The 24,933-nt window shown below is 40.5% G+C and carries 25 protein-coding genes; 18 read left to right on the forward strand and 7 right to left on the reverse strand.

Annotation, left to right across the window (positions count from 1 at the left end):
- Positions 1 to 2: 2 nt before the first annotated feature.
- The 3 genes from I5907_RS07510 to I5907_RS07520 all read left to right on the forward strand — a co-directional run bounded on the left by I5907_RS07510 (position 3) and on the right by I5907_RS07520 (position 5,775).
- On the forward strand, positions 3 to 560 hold the full coding sequence (locus I5907_RS07510) for a hypothetical protein (protein WP_196990097.1): 558 nt from the start codon (positions 3 to 5) through the stop codon (positions 558 to 560).
- A gap of 91 nt (positions 561 to 651) precedes the next feature.
- A complete protein-coding gene (locus I5907_RS07515; protein WP_196990098.1) occupies positions 652 to 5,061 on the forward strand; it encodes a DUF6443 domain-containing protein in 4,410 nt (1,469 codons plus the stop codon).
- A 15-nt stretch (positions 5,062 to 5,076) separates the two neighbouring features.
- A complete protein-coding gene (locus I5907_RS07520; RefSeq protein ID WP_196990099.1) occupies positions 5,077 to 5,775 on the forward strand; it encodes a hypothetical protein in 699 nt (232 codons plus the stop codon).
- Positions 5,776 to 5,817: 42 nt separating this feature from the next.
- On the opposite strand, the gene I5907_RS07525 is transcribed toward I5907_RS07520, so the two are convergent.
- Positions 5,818 to 5,955, reverse strand: a complete 138-nt coding sequence (locus tag I5907_RS07525) for a hypothetical protein (protein ID WP_196990100.1) — start codon at positions 5,953 to 5,955, stop codon at positions 5,818 to 5,820.
- A gap of 27 nt (positions 5,956 to 5,982) precedes the next feature.
- Between I5907_RS07525 and I5907_RS07530 the strand changes: the two genes are divergently transcribed.
- The 4 genes from I5907_RS07530 (at position 5,983) to I5907_RS07545 (ending at position 8,029) form a co-directional block, all read left to right on the forward strand.
- Positions 5,983 to 6,270 carry a hypothetical protein gene (locus tag I5907_RS07530; RefSeq protein ID WP_196990101.1) on the forward strand — a complete coding sequence of 96 codons (288 nt, stop codon included), beginning with the start codon at positions 5,983 to 5,985 and terminating at the stop codon, positions 6,268 to 6,270.
- 24 nt (positions 6,271 to 6,294) lie between these two features.
- A complete protein-coding gene (locus I5907_RS07535) occupies positions 6,295 to 6,573 on the forward strand; it encodes a hypothetical protein (RefSeq protein ID WP_196990102.1) in 279 nt (92 codons plus the stop codon).
- A gap of 16 nt (positions 6,574 to 6,589) precedes the next feature.
- Positions 6,590 to 7,012, forward strand: a complete 423-nt coding sequence (locus I5907_RS07540; RefSeq protein ID WP_196990103.1) for a hypothetical protein — start codon at positions 6,590 to 6,592, stop codon at positions 7,010 to 7,012.
- 531 nt (positions 7,013 to 7,543) lie between these two features.
- Positions 7,544 to 8,029: a hypothetical protein gene (locus I5907_RS07545; protein ID WP_196990104.1), complete on the forward strand. Its 486-nt coding sequence runs from the start codon at positions 7,544 to 7,546 to the stop codon at positions 8,027 to 8,029.
- A 240-nt stretch (positions 8,030 to 8,269) separates the two neighbouring features.
- On the opposite strand, the gene I5907_RS07550 is transcribed toward I5907_RS07545, so the two are convergent.
- Complete coding sequence (locus tag I5907_RS07550; RefSeq protein WP_196990105.1) at positions 8,270 to 8,443, reverse strand: helix-turn-helix domain-containing protein; 174 nt, start codon at positions 8,441 to 8,443, stop codon at positions 8,270 to 8,272.
- Between the two features lie 39 nt (positions 8,444 to 8,482).
- On the opposite strand from I5907_RS07550, the gene I5907_RS07555 reads away from it, so the two are divergent.
- Positions 8,483 to 8,740 carry a hypothetical protein gene (locus I5907_RS07555; protein ID WP_196990106.1) on the forward strand — a complete coding sequence of 86 codons (258 nt, stop codon included), beginning with the start codon at positions 8,483 to 8,485 and terminating at the stop codon, positions 8,738 to 8,740.
- A gap of 33 nt (positions 8,741 to 8,773) precedes the next feature.
- The gene (locus I5907_RS07560) at positions 8,774 to 9,043 is read left to right on the forward strand and encodes a hypothetical protein (protein WP_196990107.1); all 270 of its coding nucleotides are present in this window, start codon (positions 8,774 to 8,776) and stop codon (positions 9,041 to 9,043) included.
- A 266-nt stretch (positions 9,044 to 9,309) separates the two neighbouring features.
- On the opposite strand, the gene I5907_RS07565 is transcribed toward I5907_RS07560, so the two are convergent.
- Positions 9,310 to 9,705, reverse strand: coding sequence for a hypothetical protein (locus I5907_RS07565; RefSeq protein ID WP_196990108.1), 396 nt, complete (start codon positions 9,703 to 9,705; stop codon positions 9,310 to 9,312).
- 968 nt (positions 9,706 to 10,673) lie between these two features.
- Here I5907_RS07565 and I5907_RS21990 point away from each other — a divergent pair.
- The 3 genes from I5907_RS21990 (at position 10,674) to I5907_RS07580 (ending at position 12,430) form a co-directional block, all read left to right on the forward strand.
- Positions 10,674 to 10,892, forward strand: a complete 219-nt coding sequence (locus tag I5907_RS21990; protein WP_196990109.1) for an HNH endonuclease — start codon at positions 10,674 to 10,676, stop codon at positions 10,890 to 10,892.
- 8 nt (positions 10,893 to 10,900) lie between these two features.
- Entirely contained in the window at positions 10,901 to 11,341 is a 441-nt protein-coding gene (locus tag I5907_RS07575; protein WP_196990110.1) for a DUF4265 domain-containing protein, read from the forward strand.
- 237 nt (positions 11,342 to 11,578) lie between these two features.
- Positions 11,579 to 12,430 (forward strand): leucine-rich repeat protein, encoded by an 852-nt coding sequence (locus I5907_RS07580; RefSeq protein WP_196990111.1) that lies wholly within the window; start codon positions 11,579 to 11,581, stop codon positions 12,428 to 12,430.
- Positions 12,431 to 12,808: 378 nt separating this feature from the next.
- Here the strand turns inward: I5907_RS07580 and dnaN are convergent, their stop codons facing one another.
- Both dnaN and I5907_RS07590 read right to left on the reverse strand, forming a co-directional pair.
- Positions 12,809 to 13,924 carry a DNA polymerase III subunit beta gene (gene dnaN, locus I5907_RS07585; protein WP_196990112.1) on the reverse strand — a complete coding sequence of 372 codons (1,116 nt, stop codon included), beginning with the start codon at positions 13,922 to 13,924 and terminating at the stop codon, positions 12,809 to 12,811.
- A gap of 121 nt (positions 13,925 to 14,045) precedes the next feature.
- Positions 14,046 to 14,453 (reverse strand): response regulator, encoded by a 408-nt coding sequence (locus tag I5907_RS07590; protein ID WP_196990113.1) that lies wholly within the window; start codon positions 14,451 to 14,453, stop codon positions 14,046 to 14,048.
- 87 nt (positions 14,454 to 14,540) lie between these two features.
- On the opposite strand from I5907_RS07590, the gene I5907_RS07595 reads away from it, so the two are divergent.
- The 6 genes from I5907_RS07595 to I5907_RS07620 all read left to right on the forward strand — a co-directional run bounded on the left by I5907_RS07595 (position 14,541) and on the right by I5907_RS07620 (position 22,343).
- The gene (locus I5907_RS07595; protein ID WP_231401992.1) at positions 14,541 to 15,008 is read left to right on the forward strand and encodes a regulatory protein RecX; all 468 of its coding nucleotides are present in this window, start codon (positions 14,541 to 14,543) and stop codon (positions 15,006 to 15,008) included.
- Between the two features lie 35 nt (positions 15,009 to 15,043).
- Positions 15,044 to 16,120 carry an iron-containing alcohol dehydrogenase family protein gene (locus I5907_RS07600; RefSeq protein ID WP_196990114.1) on the forward strand — a complete coding sequence of 359 codons (1,077 nt, stop codon included), beginning with the start codon at positions 15,044 to 15,046 and terminating at the stop codon, positions 16,118 to 16,120.
- A gap of 606 nt (positions 16,121 to 16,726) precedes the next feature.
- Complete coding sequence (locus tag I5907_RS07605; RefSeq protein ID WP_196990115.1) at positions 16,727 to 17,284, forward strand: UbiX family flavin prenyltransferase; 558 nt, start codon at positions 16,727 to 16,729, stop codon at positions 17,282 to 17,284.
- 226 nt (positions 17,285 to 17,510) lie between these two features.
- The gene (locus tag I5907_RS07610; protein ID WP_196990116.1) at positions 17,511 to 20,471 is read left to right on the forward strand and encodes a S8 family serine peptidase; all 2,961 of its coding nucleotides are present in this window, start codon (positions 17,511 to 17,513) and stop codon (positions 20,469 to 20,471) included.
- Between the two features lie 224 nt (positions 20,472 to 20,695).
- Complete coding sequence (locus I5907_RS07615) at positions 20,696 to 21,574, forward strand: phosphatidate cytidylyltransferase (protein WP_196990117.1); 879 nt, start codon at positions 20,696 to 20,698, stop codon at positions 21,572 to 21,574.
- A 148-nt stretch (positions 21,575 to 21,722) separates the two neighbouring features.
- Positions 21,723 to 22,343, forward strand: coding sequence for a DUF6134 family protein (locus I5907_RS07620; protein ID WP_196990118.1), 621 nt, complete (start codon positions 21,723 to 21,725; stop codon positions 22,341 to 22,343).
- On the opposite strand, the gene I5907_RS07625 is transcribed toward I5907_RS07620, so the two are convergent.
- Positions 22,336 to 23,472 (reverse strand): glycerate kinase, encoded by a 1,137-nt coding sequence (locus I5907_RS07625; RefSeq protein WP_196990119.1) that lies wholly within the window; start codon positions 23,470 to 23,472, stop codon positions 22,336 to 22,338. The two genes, I5907_RS07620 and I5907_RS07625, sit on opposite strands and share 8 nt — an antisense overlap.
- A gap of 113 nt (positions 23,473 to 23,585) precedes the next feature.
- Positions 23,586 to 24,914 (reverse strand): GntP family permease, encoded by a 1,329-nt coding sequence (locus I5907_RS07630; protein WP_196990120.1) that lies wholly within the window; start codon positions 24,912 to 24,914, stop codon positions 23,586 to 23,588.
- Positions 24,915 to 24,933: the final 19 nt, after the last annotated feature.

The raw sequence follows: 24,933 nt of genomic DNA on the forward strand, positions 1-24,933 counted from the left end.
TTATGAATGCTATTTATTTAATAATTGCACTCAACATTTTTTCCTTTAATCAATACGATACACCACACCTTTACGAGCTTGATTTCGAAAGTGTAGACGGAAGTATTATTAATATGGCTGCTTATCGAAATAAACACCTGATAATATTAGAATTTAATGCCCTGAACCCGGACAAGAATCAATTGTCAGCACTTGATTCAATATACCAGGCAGATACAGCCGGCACAGTTATAATTGGTATACCTGCGTTGGATTTCGACAGTTCAATTGTAAGCGAATCAATGCTTAGGTCTGCTTTAAGAGACTCTCTCCATCTGACTTTTCCGATAAGCAGTCCTGCTTATACAAAAGCTCGGGCTAACGCAGAACAGCATGTATTAATGCAATGGGTAACGAAAGCCACGCATAATGGCCATACGGACAATGTAATAACAGACGATGGTCAATTCTTTCTTATCTCTACAACAGGTTTATTGTATGCTAGTCTGAGTAAACCATTTACGTATGATACGACATTGCTGAATCTGCTAATCAGCAATGAGCCTGTCAATACACAATGATTTTCCAAACATTTAGCGGGATGCTTCACACATCAATTCCCGCAAGCCGGGATGCAAATTTTTAAGAATACCCTGAAAAAATACCCAAGAAATGAATAAGAGCTTATTCCTTTTTCAAATACTTCTTACCTGGGCTACCTGTTCGCACAATGTTTACGGGCAGGTAAAACCCAATACACTTACGCAACCGGGTGCCGGCTCGGCAACACTAAATACTTTACCAACACCTTACGGAAGTGACATGCCGGTAAACTTTGTGCGGGTCTGGGATGCAATTAAGCCATTTTATTATGATACAGCGGTTAGCTCAAATGAGCGTACCGATCAGCAGGTAAAACAGTCCACCCAGTATTTCGATGGACTGGGCAGGCCTTTACAAACCGTGAGTAAGGGAGTAAGCCCTAACGGCTTCGACCTCGTGTCAACAGTACTTTATGATGCCTACGGCAGAGAAACGTTTAAATATCTACCCTATGTAAGTACATCAAATGATGGAAGATTTAAAAGTAATCCATTTGCTGAGCAAAATACTTTTATCAAAAGTTTATACAACCCGGCAAATGCCGGTGCAGGTGAAAAATTCTTTTATGGAAAAACGGATTACGAACCATCCCCTTTGAACCGCGTAGCCGGAACATATGCACCGGGAAATAATTGGGTAGGAGATGCGAAGGGCGTAACTACTGCGTACCTGGTGAATGGCCTGCAGGATAGTGTTTGTATATGGAATATTGGTTATGCTTACGCTGATGTTCCTGTTTTTGGAGGTTATTACAATGAAGGAGAATTATTTGAAAATATCATCACAGATGAAGATGGTAAAAAAACAGTAGAGTATAAAAACAGGCAGGGGCAGCTATTATTGAAGAAATCAAAGAGTGCCGCTACATCATACGAAGGGCATACAGGTTGGGCGTGCACCTATTACGTATATGACGACATAGGAAATTTGCGATTCGTTCTGCAGCCAAAGGCTACAAGCTACCTGCTGAATAACGGCTGGTTGTTTGACAATAATTCATGGAGAACCTCATCTGTTGCCAGGGAATTATGTTTTAGTTATGAGTATGATGCAAAACAAAGAATGACCATAAAAAGAATACCCGGTGCCGGCGAAATTCTTATGGTATACGACTCACGGGACAGGCTGGTTATGACCCAGGATAGTGTACAAAGAGCCGCAGGTAAATGGCTGTATACAGATTACGATCTGCTGAACCGGGCAAATCTTACAGGTATATGGACAAATGCATCTGACCGGGCTATTCATCAGGCAGCGGCGGAAAGCAGTCTTACCTATCCTGCACCATCTTCCGGCTATACAATACTTACGCAAAATTATTATGATGATTACTCGTGGGTGAGTGGAACAGGGTTATCAGGCGTTATGATAACCACTTATAGCAATAATACAAATTACTTCCAGGCAGCAGATAACAACAATTTTCCTTATCCGCAAGCTATAGCTGCATCTTACCAGGTGCGTGGAATTGCTACGGGGTCAAAACTAAATGTTGTGGGTACAACCAATTACCTGTATACAGTAAGTTATTTTGACGATCGCATGCGTGTTATTGAAACACATAACACCAATAACATTGGTGGAAAGGATACTACCGTGATGCAGTACAGCTATACCGGACAGTTGTTACGAACATTGGTTTGCCATGGCAAAGGTGGGGCTAATGCGCAGGCATATAAAGTGCTCACTAAAAATGTATATGATAATTCAGGCAGACTATTACAGGTCAACAAGAAAATAGCCAACAGCCCTGAGGTTATCATTGTAAAGAACGAGTACAATGAACTGGGGCAACTGGCACAAAAAAATATTGGTCAAAAAAGAAACAGTGCTGCTATCAATACCTACACCAGTAATAATCTTGATTCATTAATCTTCAGCTACAACATCAGGGGTTGGTTAAGAGGTATAAATAAAGATTATGCCAGGAACATAAATGGCGCAACCAACTGGTTTGGAGAGGAACTTTGCTATGATTTTGGATTTACTTCTAATGAGTTGAATGGTAACATTGCCGGTATACGCTGGCGTAGTGGAAGCGATGGCCAGGAAAGATCATATGGTTTTACATACGATAATTTAAACCGGCTTACAAAGGCAGACTTTACACAACATGTTGGCAATAACGTGTGGGATATTAGTGCTGGTGTAGATTTCAGCCTGAAAAGCATGTCGTATGACCTCAATGGCAACATTCTCACCTTAAACCAAAAAGGCTTAAAAATCAATACCTCTGTTACCATTGATAGCCTTAAATACAACTACGTTGCCAACAGCAACAGGCTTAATTATGTTACCGATAAACTAAATGACCCTGCCGCCAAACTGGGAGATTTTACTGAAGTAAACAATAACACCACGCAGGATTATTGGTATGATGGAAACGGTAACATGAATAAGGACAACAACAAGCAGATCAGCAGCATAAGTTATAATTACCTGAACCTGCCGGAAGTAATCACTGTAACAGGAAAAGGAACGATATCCTACACATATGATGCAGCGGGTAATAAACTGAAAAAAACAACTGTTGATAATACTGTTACGCCATCAAAAACAACTGTAACCGACTACCTGGGCTTATTTAATTACCAAAACGACACGCTGCAATACATATCCCATGAAGAAGGCAGGGCAAGAACAAAATCAAATTATAATAAAGACACAGTATGGTTTGATTATTTTGAAAAAGATCATCTTGGAAATGTTCGTGTAGTACTTACAGACGAAATAAAACAGGATGTATATCCGGCCCTTACTCTGGAAGGTACATATGGATCAGGTACTGCAGCTGTAGATGTAGAAAAAAATTACTACGATGTAAACAATGCTTTTATCGTTGCAAACACTACCGCAACCGGTATAACTGCTTATACAAATAACAATGGCAACCCGCCTTATAACAACAACCCCAACAGTGCAACCGGGCAAAACAGTGCCAGGTTGTATAAGTTAAACAGCAACACCAATAAAACCGGTTTGGGTATAACGCTGAAAGTAATGACCGGCGACAGGATAGATGTGTATGGCAAGAGTTACTGGTTTCAGAACAATGCCAGTGGCAGTAATGCCAATATTCCGCTCGCAGATATTATTACGGGGCTGCTTGGTGCGCCAACGGGCGCTGTCGATGGCAAGGGAGCAACCCTTGGATTATTAACGGGCGGCACCATGCCAACCAGCCTGCCTTCCAGCCTGCTGAACAGGACGCCGACGGCAGGCGATTTAAAACCAAATGCGGGTATAAACTGGATATTGTTTGATGAGCAGTTCCACTACGTATCATATGGCAGCAGTATGTCAGGTAATAATGGTGTAGTAAAAAGTCATAACACTGACTTGCAGAATATACAGGTTACAAAAAGTGGATTTATTTATATTTATGTAAGCAACCAGAGCCCGGTTGATGTGTTCTTTGATAACCTGCAGGTGATACATACCAGGGGGCCTTTACTGGAAACAACTGAATATTATCCGTTCGGGTTGAATATGGCGGGGACTAGTTCGAAAGCACTCAACTTCGGAGAGCCTGGAAATAAGCATAAACTTTTTGGAAAGGAAATACAGAATAAAGAATTTAATGACGGTTCTGGTCTTGAATGGTATGATTACGGAATGAGAGAGTACAATCAGCAAATAGCAAGGTTCTTTAGAATTGACCCAATTACCGAAAAGTTCTATCAGTTAAGCCCATATCAATATTGCTCCAACGATCCTATAAAGAATGTTGATTTAGACGGAGCAGAAGGATTGGACTTTAGAATATTTAATAAACTAGTTCAAAATACCGTAAAAAATCCCAATGGTACATCTGCAAAAGTATTGGGTGCGGTTGTGGGTGTAGGGGGATCTGTGCAGGGTGCAATACAAGGTACGGGAAATGCAATTGCGCATCCAGTGCAAACCTTAAAAGGGCTTGGTAACATGCTTTCTAAATCACCTGTACAAAATGCAGTTGATTATGGTGTGAATGTTTCATCTCAGTATAGCGGTTCTGGTAGCGATGCGTTTACCAAGTATGCAGCAACGGCACATGTGCTAACGGATATTGGAATGGCATTATCACCATTGAAAGAAGGCTCCTTTACCAAAGAAGGGACTCTTGCTAAAAATGTATTTAACGACCTCACCTCAATCAACGACATAGGAAAAATGGGTGAAACACTTACCAAAGGTGTTTTAGAAAAACAGTTCAAGGGAGCGGAAATATTAGAGCAGGTAAATATGAAAATGGATGGGGCATCTATGACTGCTGATTTTGTTGTGGTAAAAGATGGTAAAGTAGTTGGTGTGTTTGAATCAAAAGTAAATGGCAGTTCGCTAAGTAACGGACAGAAACTATTTTTCAATGATGGTGATGCGGCAACATTATTGGGTAAGAATGCAGGAGCCCTTGAAGGAACAAAAATTGACCCTTCTACTTTGAAGACAGGGGTTTACAGATGGGATGCTAAAACAGGTTCATTTACAGTTCAATAAATGGTTAATTAAACAATGACACAGAAAGAAGTGCTACGAAAGATAATTGATTTGCTTTCCAATGAAATGAAGGCGTTTGATTTTCAACCTTCTTATAAAGAACAAGGTTTTATCAGAAAAACAAATAGCGCTGTTTTCTTGTACCAGTTTCTTATTTACAACAGGACAGTTATCAAAACATCTGCAAAAGGCTTTTTAGTTGAACCTTTCATATGGGTTAATGTAAAAGAGATAGAAAAATATTATAAAGAAATCACATTAAATACTGTTATAAAAAGTGATACTGATTTTAAAACTATAGGCAATAGTATCGCAGCGATATTAGCAAACCCTGACGGTTTATATAAAAGCCGGAACAAAAGCCTTGACCTGCATGTGTTTGAGGAGAAGCATATTACTTATGTAGCAAACCAGCTATTAAAACATTTTAAAGAAGTTGGGTTACCATATTGTTTGAATAATGCGACTGCGGCGATGGTTGACAGGATTATTAATACTAAACCAAATGACTACAAAGTTCATACACAAAACGATAATTATAGAATCCTCAAAGGCATAATAGCAGCAAAGCTTAATAACAATCCGTCTTTAGATGAACTTATTAAAATATACGACAAGCAGCTATTTGAACGTGATATGCTTGATGATACCAAAGAGGAGATGAACAGATTAAAAAGTTTTCTTCCAATGATAGGAACAGATATTATAGTTTAAAATACAAAAGCCGCATCACTGAAGCTTTTGTATTTTACTTCGTTACAAAATTTTTTGAAGGTCAGCTTTAAGTAGGTAAGCAGAAACAAAATCTTTCACTGCAAAGAGTTGTTGAGGTTCAAGTTTCTGTGCCCTTTTATAAATATTCAGCAGTTCCCTGCCAGCAATATCTTTTTTCATGCGTTCACTTATGGTATAATAGAAATATTGGCCGCAAGGATTGTAGCGGATGCAGCAGTAATTACAACGACTGCTTTTGTCGTCGTTAATAGTAAGGAAATTACCAACGGCGTAAGTGATGCATCTGGCGGCGTAAGTGTCAATAGTTTTATTCTTATGAGTGCGCAGGCGGCTCAATCACGTTACCATCAATCTTTGGCAGAAGGAAGTTTTGGCTATCAAGCAAATTCTAATTCACAGTCATCCGCATCAGCTACATCTTCTTCTGCTCGTAATCCTAAGAAAGGTGAAAAAGAGCCTAATGATAAGGGTTAAGAAGGAGAAAAAAATGGGGAACACATGCGGAAAAAGAATAGAGAAAGATATCAAGGACCTATAACTGGTAAAGATAGAATTGCAGATATTTCTACGCCGACAGTTTTTGCAGAAATAAAGAACATAGGCTCGAAAACAATTCAATGTTTAAGTAGTCAGATAAAAGATGGGATTGCTCATGCGAAAAATACCTTTAGGCAATATGTGTTAAAGCTGCCCGAAGGTGCGAAGGTAACAAAACCGCTACAAAATCAAATTGATAGTGGGAAAGTGAAACGAGTAAATATAAATGATCAACACTAGAATATAATATTTTATTATGGAGCAAAATCGAACGGCAGAAAAATTATTAGTTTACGAGCTTGCAACTCAAGGATTCCATTATCACGATATAAGACAAATCCATGAAGAAAAAGTTATACCATCTAAGATGATAGAGTTAGTAATAAAATGGCTGCCTGCAATTTATAAAGAACATTTAGGTAAAGGTGAACATTTAATTAGAGCATTGATTTCAGCAGAAAGTCCTTTTAATCCTTCTATCATCATTGATTTATTTGAGAACAGTAATTACAACCAGTCGATAAAATGGACAATGGCTTATGTGCTTGCTGTCTCTAAAACTGATAATATTGACGCTTATATAAAGGATCAACTATTTGACAAAGAAAGTACATTTGAAAGATCCGCCTTTTTATTGCCATTGACAGAAAGATCCAAGTTGCAAATCGTGAGGAATTGATGGAAATATTAAAAAAATTATTTTGTAAATATTTTTATTTTGAAGTTTATCAGAATTTGTATAAAAAATATGCTAGCTTATCAGACATTCCTTTTTTAGAAGATAAATCGCATAACCCTGATTTGACAGATTTTTTGAAAACATGCCAGTATTGCAAATTCTTATTTCGCTGACAATAAATTAACCAATTTAGATAAAAGTATAAACGAGAAATTGATAAGTTGATTGAAGGCGTACGGAAACGAAAAATACAAATTTCATAACAATGAAAAATAAGATGTTATAACAAGAATCTGGTTGAGTTAACTAATTTTTCCCTGCTGGCCCAAGATTGAGGCAGGGATTTGTGAATCGGCATTTTGTGCCTTGGATGCCATTCTTCTTTCTTCACGACGTCTTCTCTATGGCCATGTATGTTGGCTCAGGGGACATTACGCCATATAAAGGTGCTAATACCAAAAATTTTTATAAGTATGAAACTTTAACGGTCGCCAGTATTTGATGTAATCAACCCAAATAAAAAGTAGCTGTATGAGAAATTTTATCATCTTGATTATTACAGTCTTGATTACTGAGGGATGTTTGGATAAAAAAATAGATATTACTCCTGAGTATATTATAAACCCGAATTGGAACAAAAAGAGTGAAGCAGAAGGGGCTAATACCATTGAAGTCAAAAGGATGAAAGTAAAAAAGGATAGTATAATCAATCCTTTTGTTGATTTAAGTCAATCGGAAATTTTGGACAAATTGGAGTACGACTCTTCTTTCTCTTATTTTGCAAACGTAAAAATCAAGCCTGAGGAAAGCTATCAAAGCAAAAGAATATACTTTAATAAGGAAAATGATTTTTATTGGCTAAGAGATGTTTATGGGAATGTAAAAACAAAGGTTATAGGAAGGTTAGAAGTGAATAATTGGTATGAAGTTTCTAAGTTAAACTATTACTACTATGTTGTGTATGTTGATAGCTTAGATAAGGTACATCGTTATACAATTAATCAGGCAAATTATTAATCATATATCATCGATGCCGTTTGTAATAAAACGAGTAAAATACAAAAGCCTCAGTGATGCGGCTTTTGTATTTAGAGAGCTTGCAGCTTTGCCGATTTAATCAGCCCGTCAATAGTGTAAAGGATGTGTTCCCTGTCTTTATCAGGCAATGCAGAAATATCATTGAGCCGTTTAAGCATGGCAGTATCTTTTAAAGTTTTTCCTTCGTTACTCTCACCCAATAATTAACCAACTGTTGTATCAAGTATAGCCGCCATTTTTTTTAACTGCATCAATGGTAGGGCTTATCTCATCACGTTCATAACGACCGATAACAGAGTGAGAAGTTTTTAAAATCTTCGCCAGTTCCTGTTGGGACAAACCTTTATCCTCCCTGCACTCCCTTAGTTTTTTACCTAATGTTGTCTTTGCCATAGTTGAACCTTTTTAAAGTCAGAACCAGTCTGCCAAGTTTTGAAAGGAGAGAATGATATTAATTTGCAAAAACCTGATGTTTCTTTTTCAGGCGATTTTGTTGATGCTGATGGAAATGTTAAGAGTGGAAAAGTATCATTAAATAATTCTTTAGAAATAGGTGCCAGCGGAAAAATTGGACCCGTTGAAGGTGAAGGTAGCGTTAACCTATATCAATTAGCAAAGGCAGCTAAAAATTATGTCACTGCAGCCGCAGATTATGTTGCGGGAAAAATATCTGAAATATGGACTTGGTAATGTCAACTTATACTTTTAAAATGAAACAATAAAATGCAAAAATTTAATTTAAAAGATTTGATAATCGCTTACGCACTTGGCATGTTACCATTTGCATTGTTACTAGCAATTTTATCTTTAGCAGGAGTTACACCAGTAGTCTTTAATGGAACTCCTCAATATGGGATTAAAGGGTTTCTGATAGCGCTTTTGCTTTCCCCAATATTTGGTTTTATAATGGGATTGGTAAGTTTTATAACGCTATCAATTGGAAGATTTATTTACAATAAATTATTTTACAGAAAGGCTATTAATAAACCCTGATCTTTATTTAAGATACAGAAATAATCAAAGCCGCAGTGATGCGGGGTTAAACTAACAAACCCATTGCAAAATTCAAATTTTGATATAAAAACTCACAACACGAGTACGCCAGTTCAGGATGGAGTTTTACAAGGTCTTCCGAAATTAGGACCACTACCTACGTTGAGTGCACCTCCGAAACGTAGAACTACGTTAATGGTTATACAGAAAACATAATAAATTCTATCAATTAATAATGGTGACATAGCCAATTTTATCTAACTCTATTAAACATTAGCCTTTTCGATAGAATAACTAGGCCCTATCTTTTTATAAAAAAAATGAGTTTCAAAATTAGAGTTTTCCATGTAAAATTTTATCTGAATTGCCGTACGTTGTACTATCCTGTCTTGTAGTGCAGTACTAATAATAATGTCAGTTCCAATCGCAGCTGCGATATATTCATTATTATACAATGATGTTAACATAGCTTTTTCCAGTTGATTAAAAACGGTTTCAGAATCTGGAAATTCTTCATCTAAGTAAACGCCTAACGGTTTTATGTTTTTGTTTTTATCAATCGCAACTCCAAATGGATAAAATTCAGCAGCATTGTCGAGAAAATATTTAGCCTGAGCTAAAATGTTATCTAATAGAATATCAAATTTTTTAGTTGATTGCATTGACTTTTAATATTTGTTTTTATTAATCCGCTGTTATAACAAGTTTTCTAAGTATTATTAATACGCTTTGAATACAATAAATATACTCATATCATTCATCATTTATTTTGAGGTGTGGAAATTTATTATGAGTTTCCGTATTCCATATGGTGCCGCAGCAAACGCTCGGGACAGTCAATTCTAACCGATAAAATAATTAAGAGTTTCGCCATTAAATCATAAATAGACGAATTGGCAATAAGGGAATGAGAAGCAAAGCAAAAAAGGGAACCTATTTTGCCAACGAAATAACAACATTAAATTTTCTACCTGCATTACTACTATCATCTTTGGTTGTGTCACTCACTTGTACGGCAACAAGTAATGCAGCATTGTGTAACACGCGGTGTTTTTTACACGCATCATGCTGGTGTTGCATAAGCAAAACGATATCGTTGCTGTAACCGATGCGGGCTTGCTAAAACACAACGCTGCAGTCGCCATGCAAACGGAACGCACAAGTGAGTGACACAACAGGTGATGCCATGAAAAACAATAGCTGGCTAATTGAAACCAAATGCGGGTATAAACTGGATATTGTTTGATGAGCAGTTCCACTACGTATCATATGGCAGCAGTATGTCAGGTAATAATGGTGTAGTAAAAAGTCATAACACTGACTTGCAGAATATACAGGTTACAAAAAGTGGATTTATTTAAATTTATGCAAGCAACCAGAGCACGGTTTATGTGTTCTTTGATAACCTGCAAGGTGATACATACGAGAGGGCCGTTACCGGAGTGAACGGAATATTATCCGTTCGGGCTAACAATGGCGGGTATCAGCTCTAAAGCAGCTAACATAACACCTAATAAAAAGAAGACTTTTCTGGGACAGAGATTTGATGATGATTTAGGTTTAAACTGGGTGCAATTCAAATGGAGAAATCATGATCCGTGAATTGGAAGATTTATAGAAATAGATCCACTTGGTAATAAATCCCGCACAATCAAGAAAAGGGGTTAACACCTCCAAAAACGAAGCTCATGTTGATCACATAGATCCAAAATCAAATGGGGGTAGTGGCACTCCTAATAATGGACAGGTATTGTGTAGAGATTGCAATTTGAAAAAAGGGGCTACCTTACCGCCCCCACTGCCGCCAACACCTAATAAGTTTCGCTTATCACCGCGTTTACCATTTTAAAAAATACTATGATTAATAGACAAAAAATATTTTTTGTTCAAAAGATAAATGAAAATGAATTTGAGAAAGAAAGCCTCTGGTGTATAAAAAGAGGTGATAATTATATTATTGATAATATCCCTTTTATAGCAAAAAGGATATCGTTAGGGGATACAATAAAAGCTGAATACGATCTTGAAGAAGGTGTTTACTATTTTGATGATTTTGTAAGCGTATCAGGAAATAGCACAGTAAGACTTTACTTTTTTAAAGATGTAATCCTCATTGAAGATGTAAGAAAGTATTTGAATAGTTTGGGGTGTGAGGGCGAGATATTTTTAGCGAGAAAAATATTAGCTATTAATGTTCCGTCTAATATAGATTATAGGGTAATTAAGCAATATTTGGATGAAGGGGAGTTGCAAGGCAAATGGCAATACGAAGAATCATGTTTAGCACACGAATATTAATTTTGCGCGAATTCTTTTCATCATTTCAATTAAATACTGACACGTAGTAAGAAGCAATATTAATTATGCTTATATCTAAACTCATCCACACAGTTATTTGCAGGAAGTGTTTGACGGTTTAACTATCGCGGCGATATATGGAATTCCGGCTGCGGCGGTTGCTCATTTGGCATATTGATTCGAACCTGGTATGATACTTTGAATAGACCTGTTTAACAAATAAAAAATCAACATAGAATGGCAATTGAAATGATCGATAACTGTAAGGTCTATGTTAATGGGCATAAATACATCATCATCAATTCTGATCACATCTCAGAGTGTATGCGAGTGTTTGAAAAGCATAAGTTAGATGGCGTGGCAATAACAATTTACCATGATTATAAACTGCCAAACGTAGATTTTATAAAGCATTATCCCCATGTAAAGCATTTATCAATATCAGAGGGGATTTCAGATATAACTGGTATCAATGTACTTTCAGACTTGCGTTCAGCAATAATCTCAGGAAAAAACAGACATATGAATTTTTCTTTTTTTCCTAAGTTGGAGGTGTTTAATGCCGACTGGAGCCCACATTTCCAAAACATGGATCAATGCGCCAGATTGCAGGAGCTTTCATTGCATCGTTATATACCTAAAGAAAAAAACTTCGCCAGCATTTCTTATATTACTCATCTTAAGAAATTGAAAATAACACAGTCAAACGTTCTCGATCTACATGGTCTTGGCGGATTAAAAGAGCTTGAAGAAATAGAATTTCATTATTGTGCCAGGTTAGAAAAACTTTGTTGCCTGGATAAAAGTGTGCACTCATTAAAATCATTGATTTTTGATCATTGCAAAGGCATAAAAAACCATGATTATGTTAGCTTCCTAAAGCAACTGACTATCCTGGCTTTCAATAACTGTGGTACGCTTCCCACAATTAATTTTGTAAGAGAAATGCCCGCTCTTCAAAGTTTTAGATTTGGTCAAACCAATATAGCAGATGGAGATACATCTCCATGTAAAAATATCAGGTATGTTTATTTCACCAACAAGCGACATTTTTCACACCGGCTGGAAGATATTCGTGCAGGCTCCTGATATTAAGAGAGGTCAATTGCAATCGCCTGGGTAAGTTTTTCAAAAGGTGTGTACCACCTTATTTTGAAAGCGTGTTGTCTCAACAGCATTGCTACTATCATCTTTGGTTGTGTCACTCACTTGTACGGCAACAAGTAATGCAGCATTGTGTAACACGCGGTGTTTTTTACACGCATCATGCTGGTGTTGCATAAGCGAAACGATATCGTTGCTGTACCCGATGCGGGCTTGCTAAAACACAACGCTGCAGTCGCCATGCAAACGGAACGCACAAGTGAGTGACACAACAGGTGATGCCATGAAAAACAATAGCTGGTAGCCAATAAAAAAACCGGTCATTGTAAAATGCCGGCTTATTAGCGATTAAAGTTGTGCAACTTAATTATTCAACATCAATGGCATTACGAGCATCAGGAGATCTTCGCCTTCAGCCTGCTCTGTTGGTTTTATAATGCCTGCTTTTGTTGGGGTAGAAAGTTCGATTTTTATTTCATCAGTCTCTGCTGCATTCAGCATTTCAATCAGGAATTTTGCATTGAAGGCAATCTGCAGGTCTTCTCCATCGTACTGGCAGTTCATACGCTCGGTACCTTCAAAACTAAAATCAACATCCTGCGCGGCCAGTTGCAGTTCGCTGCCGCTGATGCTGAGCACAACCTGGTTGGTACTTTTGTTACTGAACACACTTACACGGCGCAGTGCACTCTGAAAATCTGATTTGTTTACCACAAGTTTGTATGGGTTATCAGCAGGTATAACCACTTTATAATCGGGGAAACGTGCATCTATCAACCGACAGATCAATTGTGTTGATCCATGTGTAACAAACAGGTGATTATTGTTGTAGGTTATGTTTAGCTCATCGTCATTATCTGGCAGTGCGTTCCTGAGCAGGTTGAGTGGTTTTTTAGGCACTATAAAACTGTCTGTCTTGGGGCATTTTACATCCGTTCTTTTGTAGCGTACCAGCCTGTGGGCATCGGTTGCTACAAACTGTGCCGCATCTTTGGTAAGCTCAAAATAAACACCTGTCATGGCCGGCCTCAGGTCGTCGTTGCTTACTGCAAACAATGTATCGCTGATGGCGCTGAGCAAGGCAGTGCTTGTCATGGTAAAAGAGTTGGTATCATCTGCTACAGGCTCTTTGGGAAAATTATCAGGGTTTTCGCCCATTACCTTGTATTTACCATTGTCGCTTGTAATTTCTACTGTATAGTTTTTGTCGATATTAAAAGTAAGCGGCTGGTCTGCAATGTTCTTCAGAGAATCCATCAATATTTTTGCCGGAATACAAACTTTGCCGTTTGTTTTGCTTTCCACATCCATCTGTACACGCATTACAGTTTCCAGGTCGGTGGCTACAATATTCAGCTTCTTGTCAACAATATCAAACAAAAAATCTTCGAGTATAGGTAAAACAGTATTGGCACTTATTACACCACTGATCTGTTGTAAATGCTTTAGCAACGATGATGCTGAAACGATAAATTTCATGAGAAAAATTTCATTTTAAATGGCAACAAACCTACTGTAAAATAACCATACAAAGCAATATGTATTTTTTGCTTTGCACTTATCAACAGCAGAATGTGAATTACTTGTGTTTGTGGGGATGTTAGTTAAATGCAGCCTGTAAAATTTCGCTGAATTTTTCTTTGTAAACGGGTTTTACCACGTAATCTACCACGCTCTGGTATTCTTTGGAGCGCATGATGTCGTTTTTATCAACCGAAGAACTTAGAATATAGATCTTAATGCTGCCCGGTATTTTTACCGATACCGATTTGTATTCTTCCAGGAATTCCCAGCCATCCATAACCGGCATATTGATGTCAATAAAAATAACATCTGGTAATTTTCCGCCGGAACCAATGATCCTGTTGAGGTATTCAAGCGCATCTAACCCGTTGGTGCAAACTTCCACGCTCGATGCCATGCCTGTTGCTTCAATAGTTTTGGTAGCTGCGAATAAATAAACCTGGTCATCATCTATCAATAAAACCTGTGGTTTGGTATCGTTCATCTTTTAACCTTAGATGTGTAAATGTAAACTACAAAATTTTAACTAAACCGCAATGTTTTATTATTATTACAAAATAAATTTCATCTTTTGCCATCGTTGAGTGAATTACAACAAAAGCTAAAACACTATTGCGCGTACCAGGAAAGATCTCATGCAGAAGTAATGCAAAAACTATACGCGCTGGGTGCCTGGAAGCGTGATGCAGAACAGGTGGTGGCATGGCTTATTGAAAACGATTTCCTGAATGAAGAACGTTTTGCTGTAAGTTTTGCCAGGGGTAAATTCCGGCTAAAAAAATGGGGAAAGATAAAGATCAAGCACGAGCTTACACTAAAGAAAGTAAGCAGCAGGAACATAAGCACCGCCCTCGGAAATATTGAAGATCAGGCATACCAGCAAACTCTCAACAGCCTTATCAGTAAAAAATGGAACAGTTTAAAAACCGGTACAGCAGCAGAAAAGAAAATGAAAACCATGCGTTACATGCTGCAGAAAGGTTACGAAAGTATACTGGTAAAACCAGCTATGAATAAAATAGCCGAAGGCAAAGCTTAAACACGCATTCTCATAACTTCGCAAAAATTTTTTGTATGGCACAGTTTCGCAATTTCAGAATGGTTAGTTATGTAGTGTATGGAAGAGGCAGTTTTAACCAGCTGGATGAAATTCTTGCACCGAACCGTAAAGCCGGTGCCCCAATGATTTTTTTGGTAGATCATTTCTTCGAAAATAAACCGCTCGTCAATCGCATACCGCTGAGAAACAACGACAAGATAATTTTTGCCGATGTTACATACGAGCCCAAGACCACTTATGTAGATGCGCTGGCGCAGCAGTTAAAAGATGAATTTGGTACCGTCTCCGGCATTATAGGTATTGGTGGCGGCTCAGTTATGGACCTTGCAAAAGCCGTTTCACTAATGATGAATAATCCCGGTTCTTCCGCAGACTACCAGGGTTGGGATCTTGTAAAAAACCCCGGCGTGTACAAAGCCGGTATTCCTACGCTCAGCGGTACCGGCGCAGAGGTAAGCCGCACATGCGTACTTACCGGCCCTTTAAGAAAGCTGGGTATGAACTCAGATTTTACACCCTTTGACCAGATCGTACTCGATCCTGAACTTACCGCCAATGCGCCGGCCAACCAGCGTTTTTATACCGGTATGGATTGTTATATCCATTGTATAGAAAGCCTGCAGGGCACTTTCCTCAACGAATTCAGCAAAAGCTATGGCGAAAAAGCACTGGAACTTTGCCAGTATGTTTTCCTGGAAAAAGATACGTGGGATGAAGAGTGCGACGATAAATTAATGATGGCCTCTTATGCCGGCGGAATGAGCATTGCATACTCGCAGGTGGGCGTGGCACACGCCGTAAGTTATGGGCTTAGCTACCTGCTCGGCACCAAACACGGCATTGGCAATTGCATTGTAATGAATCATTTGCAGGATTATTACCCCGAGGGCGTAGCAGAATTTAAACGCATGGTAGAACGCAACAATATCGATATTCCTACGGGCATCTGCAGTGGTTTAACAGATGAGCAGTTCGAAGCAATGATCAACGTGTCAATGGGTATGAAACCTTTGTGGGAGAATGCGCTTGGTAAAGACTGGGAAAAGATCATGACAAGAGAAAAACTGAGAGCACTTTACGAACAATTGTAAAATACATTTTTGGTAACCGGCAGTGGTACGTTGTGGCATCGCCTGTTGCCACGCTCGGTTCAGGGTTCCGTTTTTATGGCGGCTGCAGCGTTCCGGGTCATGTCTTGCAACCGTGAGCCTTTACAATAATAAGTATCTATCAACAGCAATAACAGCAAAACAAAAAACGGGTGTAACACCCGTTTTTTGTTTGCCGGCCTCAGATGGCCCGGCATTCATGTATGTTTTTTTCGCTGTAATGCGCCGTCTTCCAATGCCTGTAAATAAAAAAGCCTTGGTAAGAATACCAGGGCCGTTGCTAACCTATGAAAAACACCTAGTTAAATCAGGTAAATATTTTTTTGTTGTGTAGCCAAAGTTGCAACATTAATTTTAACAATAAAATTAGAAATAGATTAATTTGTTTATAATAACCATTAAAAACCCCGGCCAGCAATTTTGCACATAAAAACCTGTTTGTACCGCTACTGCTGCATAATGTGCTGCCGTACAAGTGAGTGACACAACAGAAGCCCCATAGCAGTACTGCAGCCCGCCACATAATTCTTCTTTCACCACGGTTAACCTTTTAGCTGCTACTTTTGTTTGGTAAAAAAAGTGCTTTCAATGAATAAAGTTGTTGTAGCTGTCTCCGGGGCCAGTGGCGCTGTATATGCAAAAGTGTTGCTGGACAAACTGCTGACCATCAAAACGCAGTGGCAGGAACTGGGTGTGGTAATGAGCAGTAATGCAAAAGAAGTCTGGAGAACCGAGCTTAGCAATGAAGACTATAAAAACTACCCTGTAACTTATTTCGATAAACACGATTTTTCGGCACCCTTCGCTTCAGGCTCGGCACGCTACAACATAATGATCGTTGCACCTTGCAGCATGGGCACCCTGGGCCGTATTGCAAACGGCATAAGCGACGACCTGGTAACACGTGCCGCTGACGTAATGCTCAAAGAGCGGCGGAAGCTGATACTTATGGTAAGAGATACACCCTATAACCTTATCCATATCAGGAATATGGAAACCGTAACACTTGCGGGTGGTATCATCTGCCCCGCTACGCCTTCTTTTTATCACCGGCCACAAACGATCGAAGAAGTGGCGCTAACCGTTGTAGACCGTGTATTGGACATTGCGGGTTTTAACATTGCCACGCAAAGATGGAATAGCTAACCACTTTCACCATACGCATCATGATGCGTAAAATCACTTCTTACATTTAGTAGAACTACGCTTTTATTCGAGCAAACTGCTTTGCATTTTTGTGCTGCAATCAAAAGTGTAACCTATGATAAACTAAGCAGTTTAATTAACCGGGCCCGGTAATTTTTGTACTGCAACAAATCCTGTGTGGTTACCAACACAACCGCTTATCTATTTAATACTACAAACCTAACGTATGAAAAACAGTATTTTACTTAGCACCTTAATGGCAGCGCTATGCCTTGCTGCCATTGTCTTCAGCAGTTTTGGTCATTTTCAAAACGGCCTTTTCTATTACGCCTTTACAGAAAAAATTTCTCTTGAAACCGTAACGGGCCAGTACGTGCTGCGCTATATCAATGCAGATAAAGCAAAAGAAAAAATAGCATTGCTCGAAAAAAGCGGCGCCTTCAAAAACAAGGAATGGAAAGATGACCGCACTGTTATTATCAATGCACTCAAAGACAAAGATGGCGCCGCCCTGCAGCAACTGCAAAATGAAAGCGACATCATAAGTGCTCAGCCACTGCTTCAGACAGCAAAGGAAAAGCTGGCGCTTTCCGCAACAGAGGAAATTCTTGTTCGCTTTAAAAAAGACATCGACTCATCAAACATCGAAGCCATCTTAAAAAAATTCAATGTTACCATTTTACAAAAAGGAGAGTTGTTTTATACAGTGGCTGTACCACGCAAAGCCAATACGCTGCAGGTTGCCAATGCAATCATGGAAAGCGGAGTGGCCGAGTTTTCTCATCCAAATTTTTACCGGGATATCATTATGCACCAGGTTCCAAATGATGAATACTTTGGGCAGCAATGGAACCTGCACAATGTTGGCCAGCTTATTAATGACGGCCATACAGGTACGGCAGATGCCGATATAGATGCACCGGAGGCCTGGGCACGCACAAAAGGTAAAAACACCATTACCATCGCCGTACTCGACGAAGGCGTAACCAGTAACCACTTTGATCTGCCGAACACCAGGCAGGTACGATTGAGCGGCAGTAATTTTTCAACCGCTACACCTGGCAACGATCCATCACCTGTGGGCAACGGTAACCATGGCAATGCATGCGCAGGTCTTGTTGCCGCCACCAGGGATAACAGCCAGGGTGTTGCGGGTGTTGCGCCGCTTTGTAAGATAATGCCCATCAAAATATTGAACCCTTCTGCTTCTGATGCCAATATTGCCAATGCCATCACCTTCGCAAAAAATAATGGTGCGCAGATTTTATCCAATAGCTGGGGCTATGGAACAAGCTTGTCCAACTTTGTACCGGCAATCGTTACAGCCATTACAGATGCTACTACTACCGGCCGTGGCGGGCTTGGCTGTGTGGTGGTATTTGCTGCAGGTAATACAGCCAATCATGCATCCGGCAACAATGGTTTTGTTACATTTCCCGGCAATGTAAACGTTGCGGGTGTACTTACCGTTGGTGCGTCAGACAGGTACGATGCGCAGGCCAACTACAGCCCCACCAGCAATACTGCAAGTACCGATAACCAGGTAGTAGATATTGTGGCACCATCACACCGTGCTTACCCTTCTCAAATACGCGGGGAAGATTTTGAAATATGGTCTATGGATATTCCCGGTGCTACAGGTTATAATCCAAATACAACCGGCACTTATCTTCCTGCAGCGGGTACAAATTTCGATGCTTACACCGGCAGAATGGGTGGCACATCCGCCGCCTGCCCACAGGTAGCCGGTGCTGCAGCATTGTTGCTTTCGCTAAATGCAAATCTTACACAGCAGCAGGTATTCAACATACTCACCGAAAATGCAGATAAGGTAGGTGGTTATACTTACAATGCATCAGGCTTCAGCAACGAAATGGGCTATGGCCGCTTAAATTTATACAGGGCCGTATGGAAAAGTGGTCCCGATCTTTACATGAAAGACCAGGTAACCGATGCCGGGCTGGAACCCAATCCTGATAATGCTTCGGCTTACTTTGTATCGCCTGATATATGGGTAAGAAACACCAACGACGGCGGTACCACGCACCAAAACCCTGAGTATGGCCAAACCAACTACGTGTATGTAAAAGTGCGCAACAGGGGCGTGGCGGCCTCACTTGCTACCGGCAGCAGGCTAAAACTTTACTGGGCCAAAGCATCCGCCAGCCTCGGCTGGACCTTCCCCTGGACCGGCGCCTCTTACGGCTGTGCAGGCACGCCCTTAAATATTGGCGGTGCAATCGGCACAAAAGTTATACCCGCAGTTTCTTCCGGTGGCACAACCACACTTGTGTTTTCGTGGACGCCGCCCAAGCCAACAGATTATGCCCCCTGCTTTGGTAGCGATGCTTCGCACTTCTGCCTGCTGGCAAGAATTGAAACTACACCCGCTGTTCCCTACGGTATGGCATTTCCTGAAACAACCAACCTTGGCGATAACGTAAAGAAGAACAACAATATCGTTTGGAAAAATATCTCTATCGTTAACGCCTTGCCTGACGCTACCCTGATTCGTACTTCAGTGCTGGTTGCAGGTGGTAAACTACTGGGCAGAGATTTTTCAACTTTCGACCTTGCATTTAAAATGCCTGAAGAAAAAGAAAACAACAACATACTCGAGGTTGCCGATGTAGAGATCGATCTTGGCGACCTTGCCAAAGACTGGCTTGGCAGAAGCGGTAAAGTAGAAGGCGGCTTTATTACAGAAGATAAACAGGGCAAAACTGTTGTAAGGCTCACGTCTCCAAAAGGAACAATCTATGGCATTCCTGTTAACCCGGATCAACTGGCAAGTGTTACACTTACTGTAATGCCGCGTTCTTTTAACCCGGGCAAACTCTTCCTGTTCGATATTCAGCAAATGGATAAAAACACCATCATCGGTGGCGAAAGGTTCGATATCCAGTTTACTGAAAAGAAAGCTGCCAAAGCCACTGCTACCAGTGCCGTAAAAACGAACCCGTTGCTAAAAACATACCAGAGCGGCAGCCAGCTTGTAATACAGTTGCCAGACGATAAACAATATGCAGTAACCATCAGCAACAATTTTGGCCAGTTGTTTACCGCTGCTAAAATGATCAACCGCTTAAGTGTTCCTGTTGCAACCTATCCAAAAGGCGTGTACTTCATCAAACTAATCAATACCAAAGAGAACATCGCTTATACAAGCTCTGTAATGATTCAATAACCACTTAAAACACCACTTATCACCCGGTCTGTAAAGGCCGGGTTTTTTTATGTACCGGGCACCTGTACTTTGTGGCATCACCTGTTGCGTCGCACTCTTGTACAACAGATCAATATGCACCACTCCAGGGTACAGTCATTATAAACATATGCTACAAACTAATCTGCTATCTTTATAAAAAAAACAGCGCACGTTGCGGCGCTGTTAATAAACGTTCATCCTACATGGCACTTAATCCTGTTGTGTTTAAAGTAAGGGCATTAACAGCACTTGTCTTTATTCTCGTAATGGTCTGCGGGCTTTTTATAGATCAGTGGTCTTTCTTTATCTTATTCTCTGTTGTACATTTTGGCTGCTGGTTCGAGTACCAGAAACTCATGGGCATAATTTATCCTGATTACAAAAACATTATAGCAATACACCGTTACGGCATCATGCTGGCAGGCTGGGGTTTTATTATGTGGATGACAAACAACGCCTACCAGGTTGGCAGCATGCAACTTTCTGAAATTGGCTGGTGGCTCATGCTCATGTTTTTTATTACCATGCCCGTGGCAGAAGTAGTTTTGGGCAGGCACTTCAACCTGCAGAATATCGGCATTTCCCTGTTTGGGTTTTTATATATTTCTGTTTGCTGGGGTTTAATGATGGACCTGCGCTCAGAAGGCATACTCATATTCGGTAATCTTTTTACCATCGATCTTGGCTGGCTTATTCCGGTAGTAATGATTGCTGCCATATGGATCAACGATACCATGGCCTACCTGGTTGGTTCAGTAATCGGTAAAACACCTTTTTCCAGTATATCGCCCAAAAAAACATGGGAAGGAACAATTGGTGGTGCAATACTGGCCGTTGCAACGGTAACGCTGCTTGGTTACTTTGCTTTCGGCATGAAGGATTATACAACACTTATTGTGATATCTGCTACAGCCGCCATCGCTGGTAACACAGGCGACCTTTTCGAAAGTAAAATCAAAAGAATGTCCGGCGTAAAAGACAGTGGCAATATTATGCCGGGCCATGGCGGTTTTCTCGATCGTTTCGATTCCCTGTTGTTTACCACGCCACTGGTATGGCTCTATATCAAAATTTTCCTGTAAATATTGTAGCGTACATTTCATTATACTATCTCCACAGTTCAAACACAATATTGAAGCTTTGTCAATCCCGTGCTGTTAAGTTTGTAAAGTCGTTGTAACAAAAACATCACCGCCCCGTTATAAGGGCAGGCTTTTACAATTTAACCGCATGAAAAATATTTCCCCTGTTATACGTCGTGCAGCACAGAGCATTCTTATATTGTGCCTATGCATGCTTACTATCCATAGTGCTTTGGCACAGGAAACAACCTTACATTATACTGTAAAGAAAGGCGAGAAAAATATTGGCACCTTTACCGTTGTAGAGACCAGCAACGGGATTGCTAAAACGATCAAACTGGTATCACATATTAAAACATCTTTTGTGTTTGCCGTTTCGGTCGATGCGGCCGAAGAATCGCATTTTAAAAACGGTATTCTTAACAAGTCTTCTGTATACAGGAAAGTAAACGGCGATGAAAAATTAAACAAGCAGCATAGCTATTCGGGTAATGGATATGTTATCTGCAATAAGCGCCAAAAAGATTCGGTATGCTGTATCAGCATCAGTTATAACCTGATGTGTTTATACAATACAGAGCCGGTAAGTATATCAAAAGTATACTCTGATAATTTTCAGCAGTTTCTTGCTGTAAAGCCGCTGGGCAACAACATATACAGGATTGATATGCCCGATGGTAACTACAATATCTATCATTACCAAAAAGGCAGGTGTGTAAAGGTGGATATACATCATTCACTATATACCATTACCATGCAGCTTACCTGATATTTAAAGCAAGCAGGTTGCCCAGTTCCCTTGCAGTTCTTACCAGGTTATCGTGCGTCTTTTCCATTGCTTCATCCAGGTCCATTGCTTCATTACTGATTGGTAATAATACATCGAAATATTCCTGCATCTTTGGGTGGTGTTGTAAGGGTACTTTGCCCGCTATACCAATAACCGGTATGTTATTGGCCCTTGCTTTTTGTGCCACGCCAAACGGGCCTTTACCTTCCAGTGTTTGCACATCCAGGCTGCCTTCCCCGGTAATTACAAGTGCTGCATCCTGTAAGGCAGATTCAAAACCTGTAACGGCCAGGAAATGTGTTATGCCATGCACCAGCTCTGCATGTAAAAATGTATGCAATCCTGCAGCCACACCTCCCGAAGCACCGCCATACTTTATGGTGGCCATGTCTTTACCAGATTCATCAAAAGCGATATTGCACAACTGCCTGAACCCCGTTTCCAGTATTTCTACCGCTGCTTTTGTTGCACCTTTCTGCGGCCCAAAAACACTGGCTGCCCCTTGTTCTCCCAGCAATATATTTTCAACATCGCATAAGATCGTGATACCTGTTTTTTGCAGTCGTTCGTCCAAACCCAGCAGGTTTACAGCCGCTACTGCTGTTAACGATGCCGGTAAGCCTTCCAGCAGGTTACGTGCAGCATCATAAAAACGGGCACCTAAAGCACTGAGTATACCCGTGCCTGCATCTACCGTAGCGCTGCCGCCAATACAAAGCAAAATTTGCGCTGCACCATGATCGAGCGCTGCCTTTATCAATTCTCCTGTACCATAAGTAGTGGCATGTAAAGGATCATACTCAGAAGGTTTTAACAGCCTGAGGCCGGATGCATCTGCCAGTTCAATAATAGCAGTATTTGCAGATGCCACCATACCAAAAGAGGCATCGATCGTTCTTCCCAGCGGGTCATGCACTTTTGTAACAATGTGTTTACCACCCAGGTGGTTGACTAATAACGCACCTGTACCATCGCCCCCATCGCCAACAGGGAAACATACCGTTTCGCAGTTGAGTTTACTTTGCTGAAGACCCATGCTTATTGCATCGGCAACTGCTGTTGCATGCAGGCTGTTTTTAAAAGCGTTTGGTGCAATTACAATTCTCATGAAGTTTATTTTAACTGGTGATGACTGCACATTGCCCCATAGCAGCACTACCGATGAACGTAGTGCGACGCAACAGCAGCTTCATAGTAGCAATGCAGCCCGTCACCAAATTTTTATAAGATCAGTAACGATAAAAGCCACGTCATAAAAAACGATACAATACCCATCAGTATGGTGGCAGTGGAATATACTTTTAGCATGGCCCGCATGTCAACAGATGAAAACCTGGAGATAACCCAGAAATAAGCATCGTTTGCATGAGAGATCATCATGGAACCCGCACCCATGGCCAACACCGCAATAAGCTTACCCGCATCTGTATGTAAACCAAGTACAGCCAGCAATGGCTGTACAATAGATGCTGCTGTAATGATGGCAACGGTAGATGAGCCCTGGGCCGTTTTCAATACCACGGTAAGCAGGAAAGGAAATAATAAGCCGATACTGCTTAACGTAACCGCATTGCTGAAATGGTCGCCGATTTTTGTTGCGGCCAGTATGGCGCCAAATGCACCGCCTGCGGCTATAATGACCAATATACCGCCAGCTTTTTCAGCTGCCTCCTGCAATAAACTGCCTACAGTGTTTTTGTGCCATTTCTTTTTTGCAAAAAAAGCAAGCAGTATTCCAATGGTCAGCGCCATTGCAGGATCGCCGAGAAAGAGAATATTTTTGATTACAGCATTGGCTGCGTAAGCGTGCATAAATGATGCGGCAGCAATCAATACAATAGGAACAATAACCGGTAAAAAAGCCTGTATAACACCTGGTTGTTCGCTTTCCGCTTCATCTGGTTCTGCTGTGTCTGCAAACGCAGTATTCACAAAGTTTTTACCTGCCTTGTTTGCCCACCAATAACCTGTAAGCATAGCAGGTATTGCCACGGCAATACCATACAGCATAAGCCTGCCATAGTCCGCACCAATACTGCTTGCAGCGGCAGCAGCACCAGGGTGTGGTGGCAACAGGCAATGCACAGCATATAAACCTGTGGCCAGCGAAATGCTCATGACTACTGCGGGTAAACCAGTGGATTTTATGAGAGATTTATTGAGGCCGTTTAAAACAATATAACCTGAGTCGCAAAAAACGGGAAGGCCCACAATAAAGCCTGTTAAACTCAATGCCAGTGCAGCATGTTTCTCACCTGTTTTTTTTAAAATATAATTTGCCATTACCTGTGTGCTCCTGGTGTGCTCAAGTAATACACCAAGTGCTGTACCCAGCACAATAATAAAACCCAGCGAACGCATAATGCTGCCAAACCCTTCTTTCGTGGTATTGATAATTTCGGCGGGCAGCATGCCTACACCAAGCCCTGTTACAAAACAGGCGATCATCAGCGCAAAGAATGCATGGATGTTGTAGCGCGATGTAAGTATAACAATTACTGCAATACCTGCTATAAGGCTAATAAGAACCTGTAGAAAGGAAGCATTCATTTAATCAAGATAGCGATTA

Origin of the sequence: Panacibacter microcysteis (genome assembly GCF_015831355.1) — a bacterium.
GTDB lineage: Bacteria > Bacteroidota > Bacteroidia > Chitinophagales > Chitinophagaceae > Panacibacter > Panacibacter microcysteis.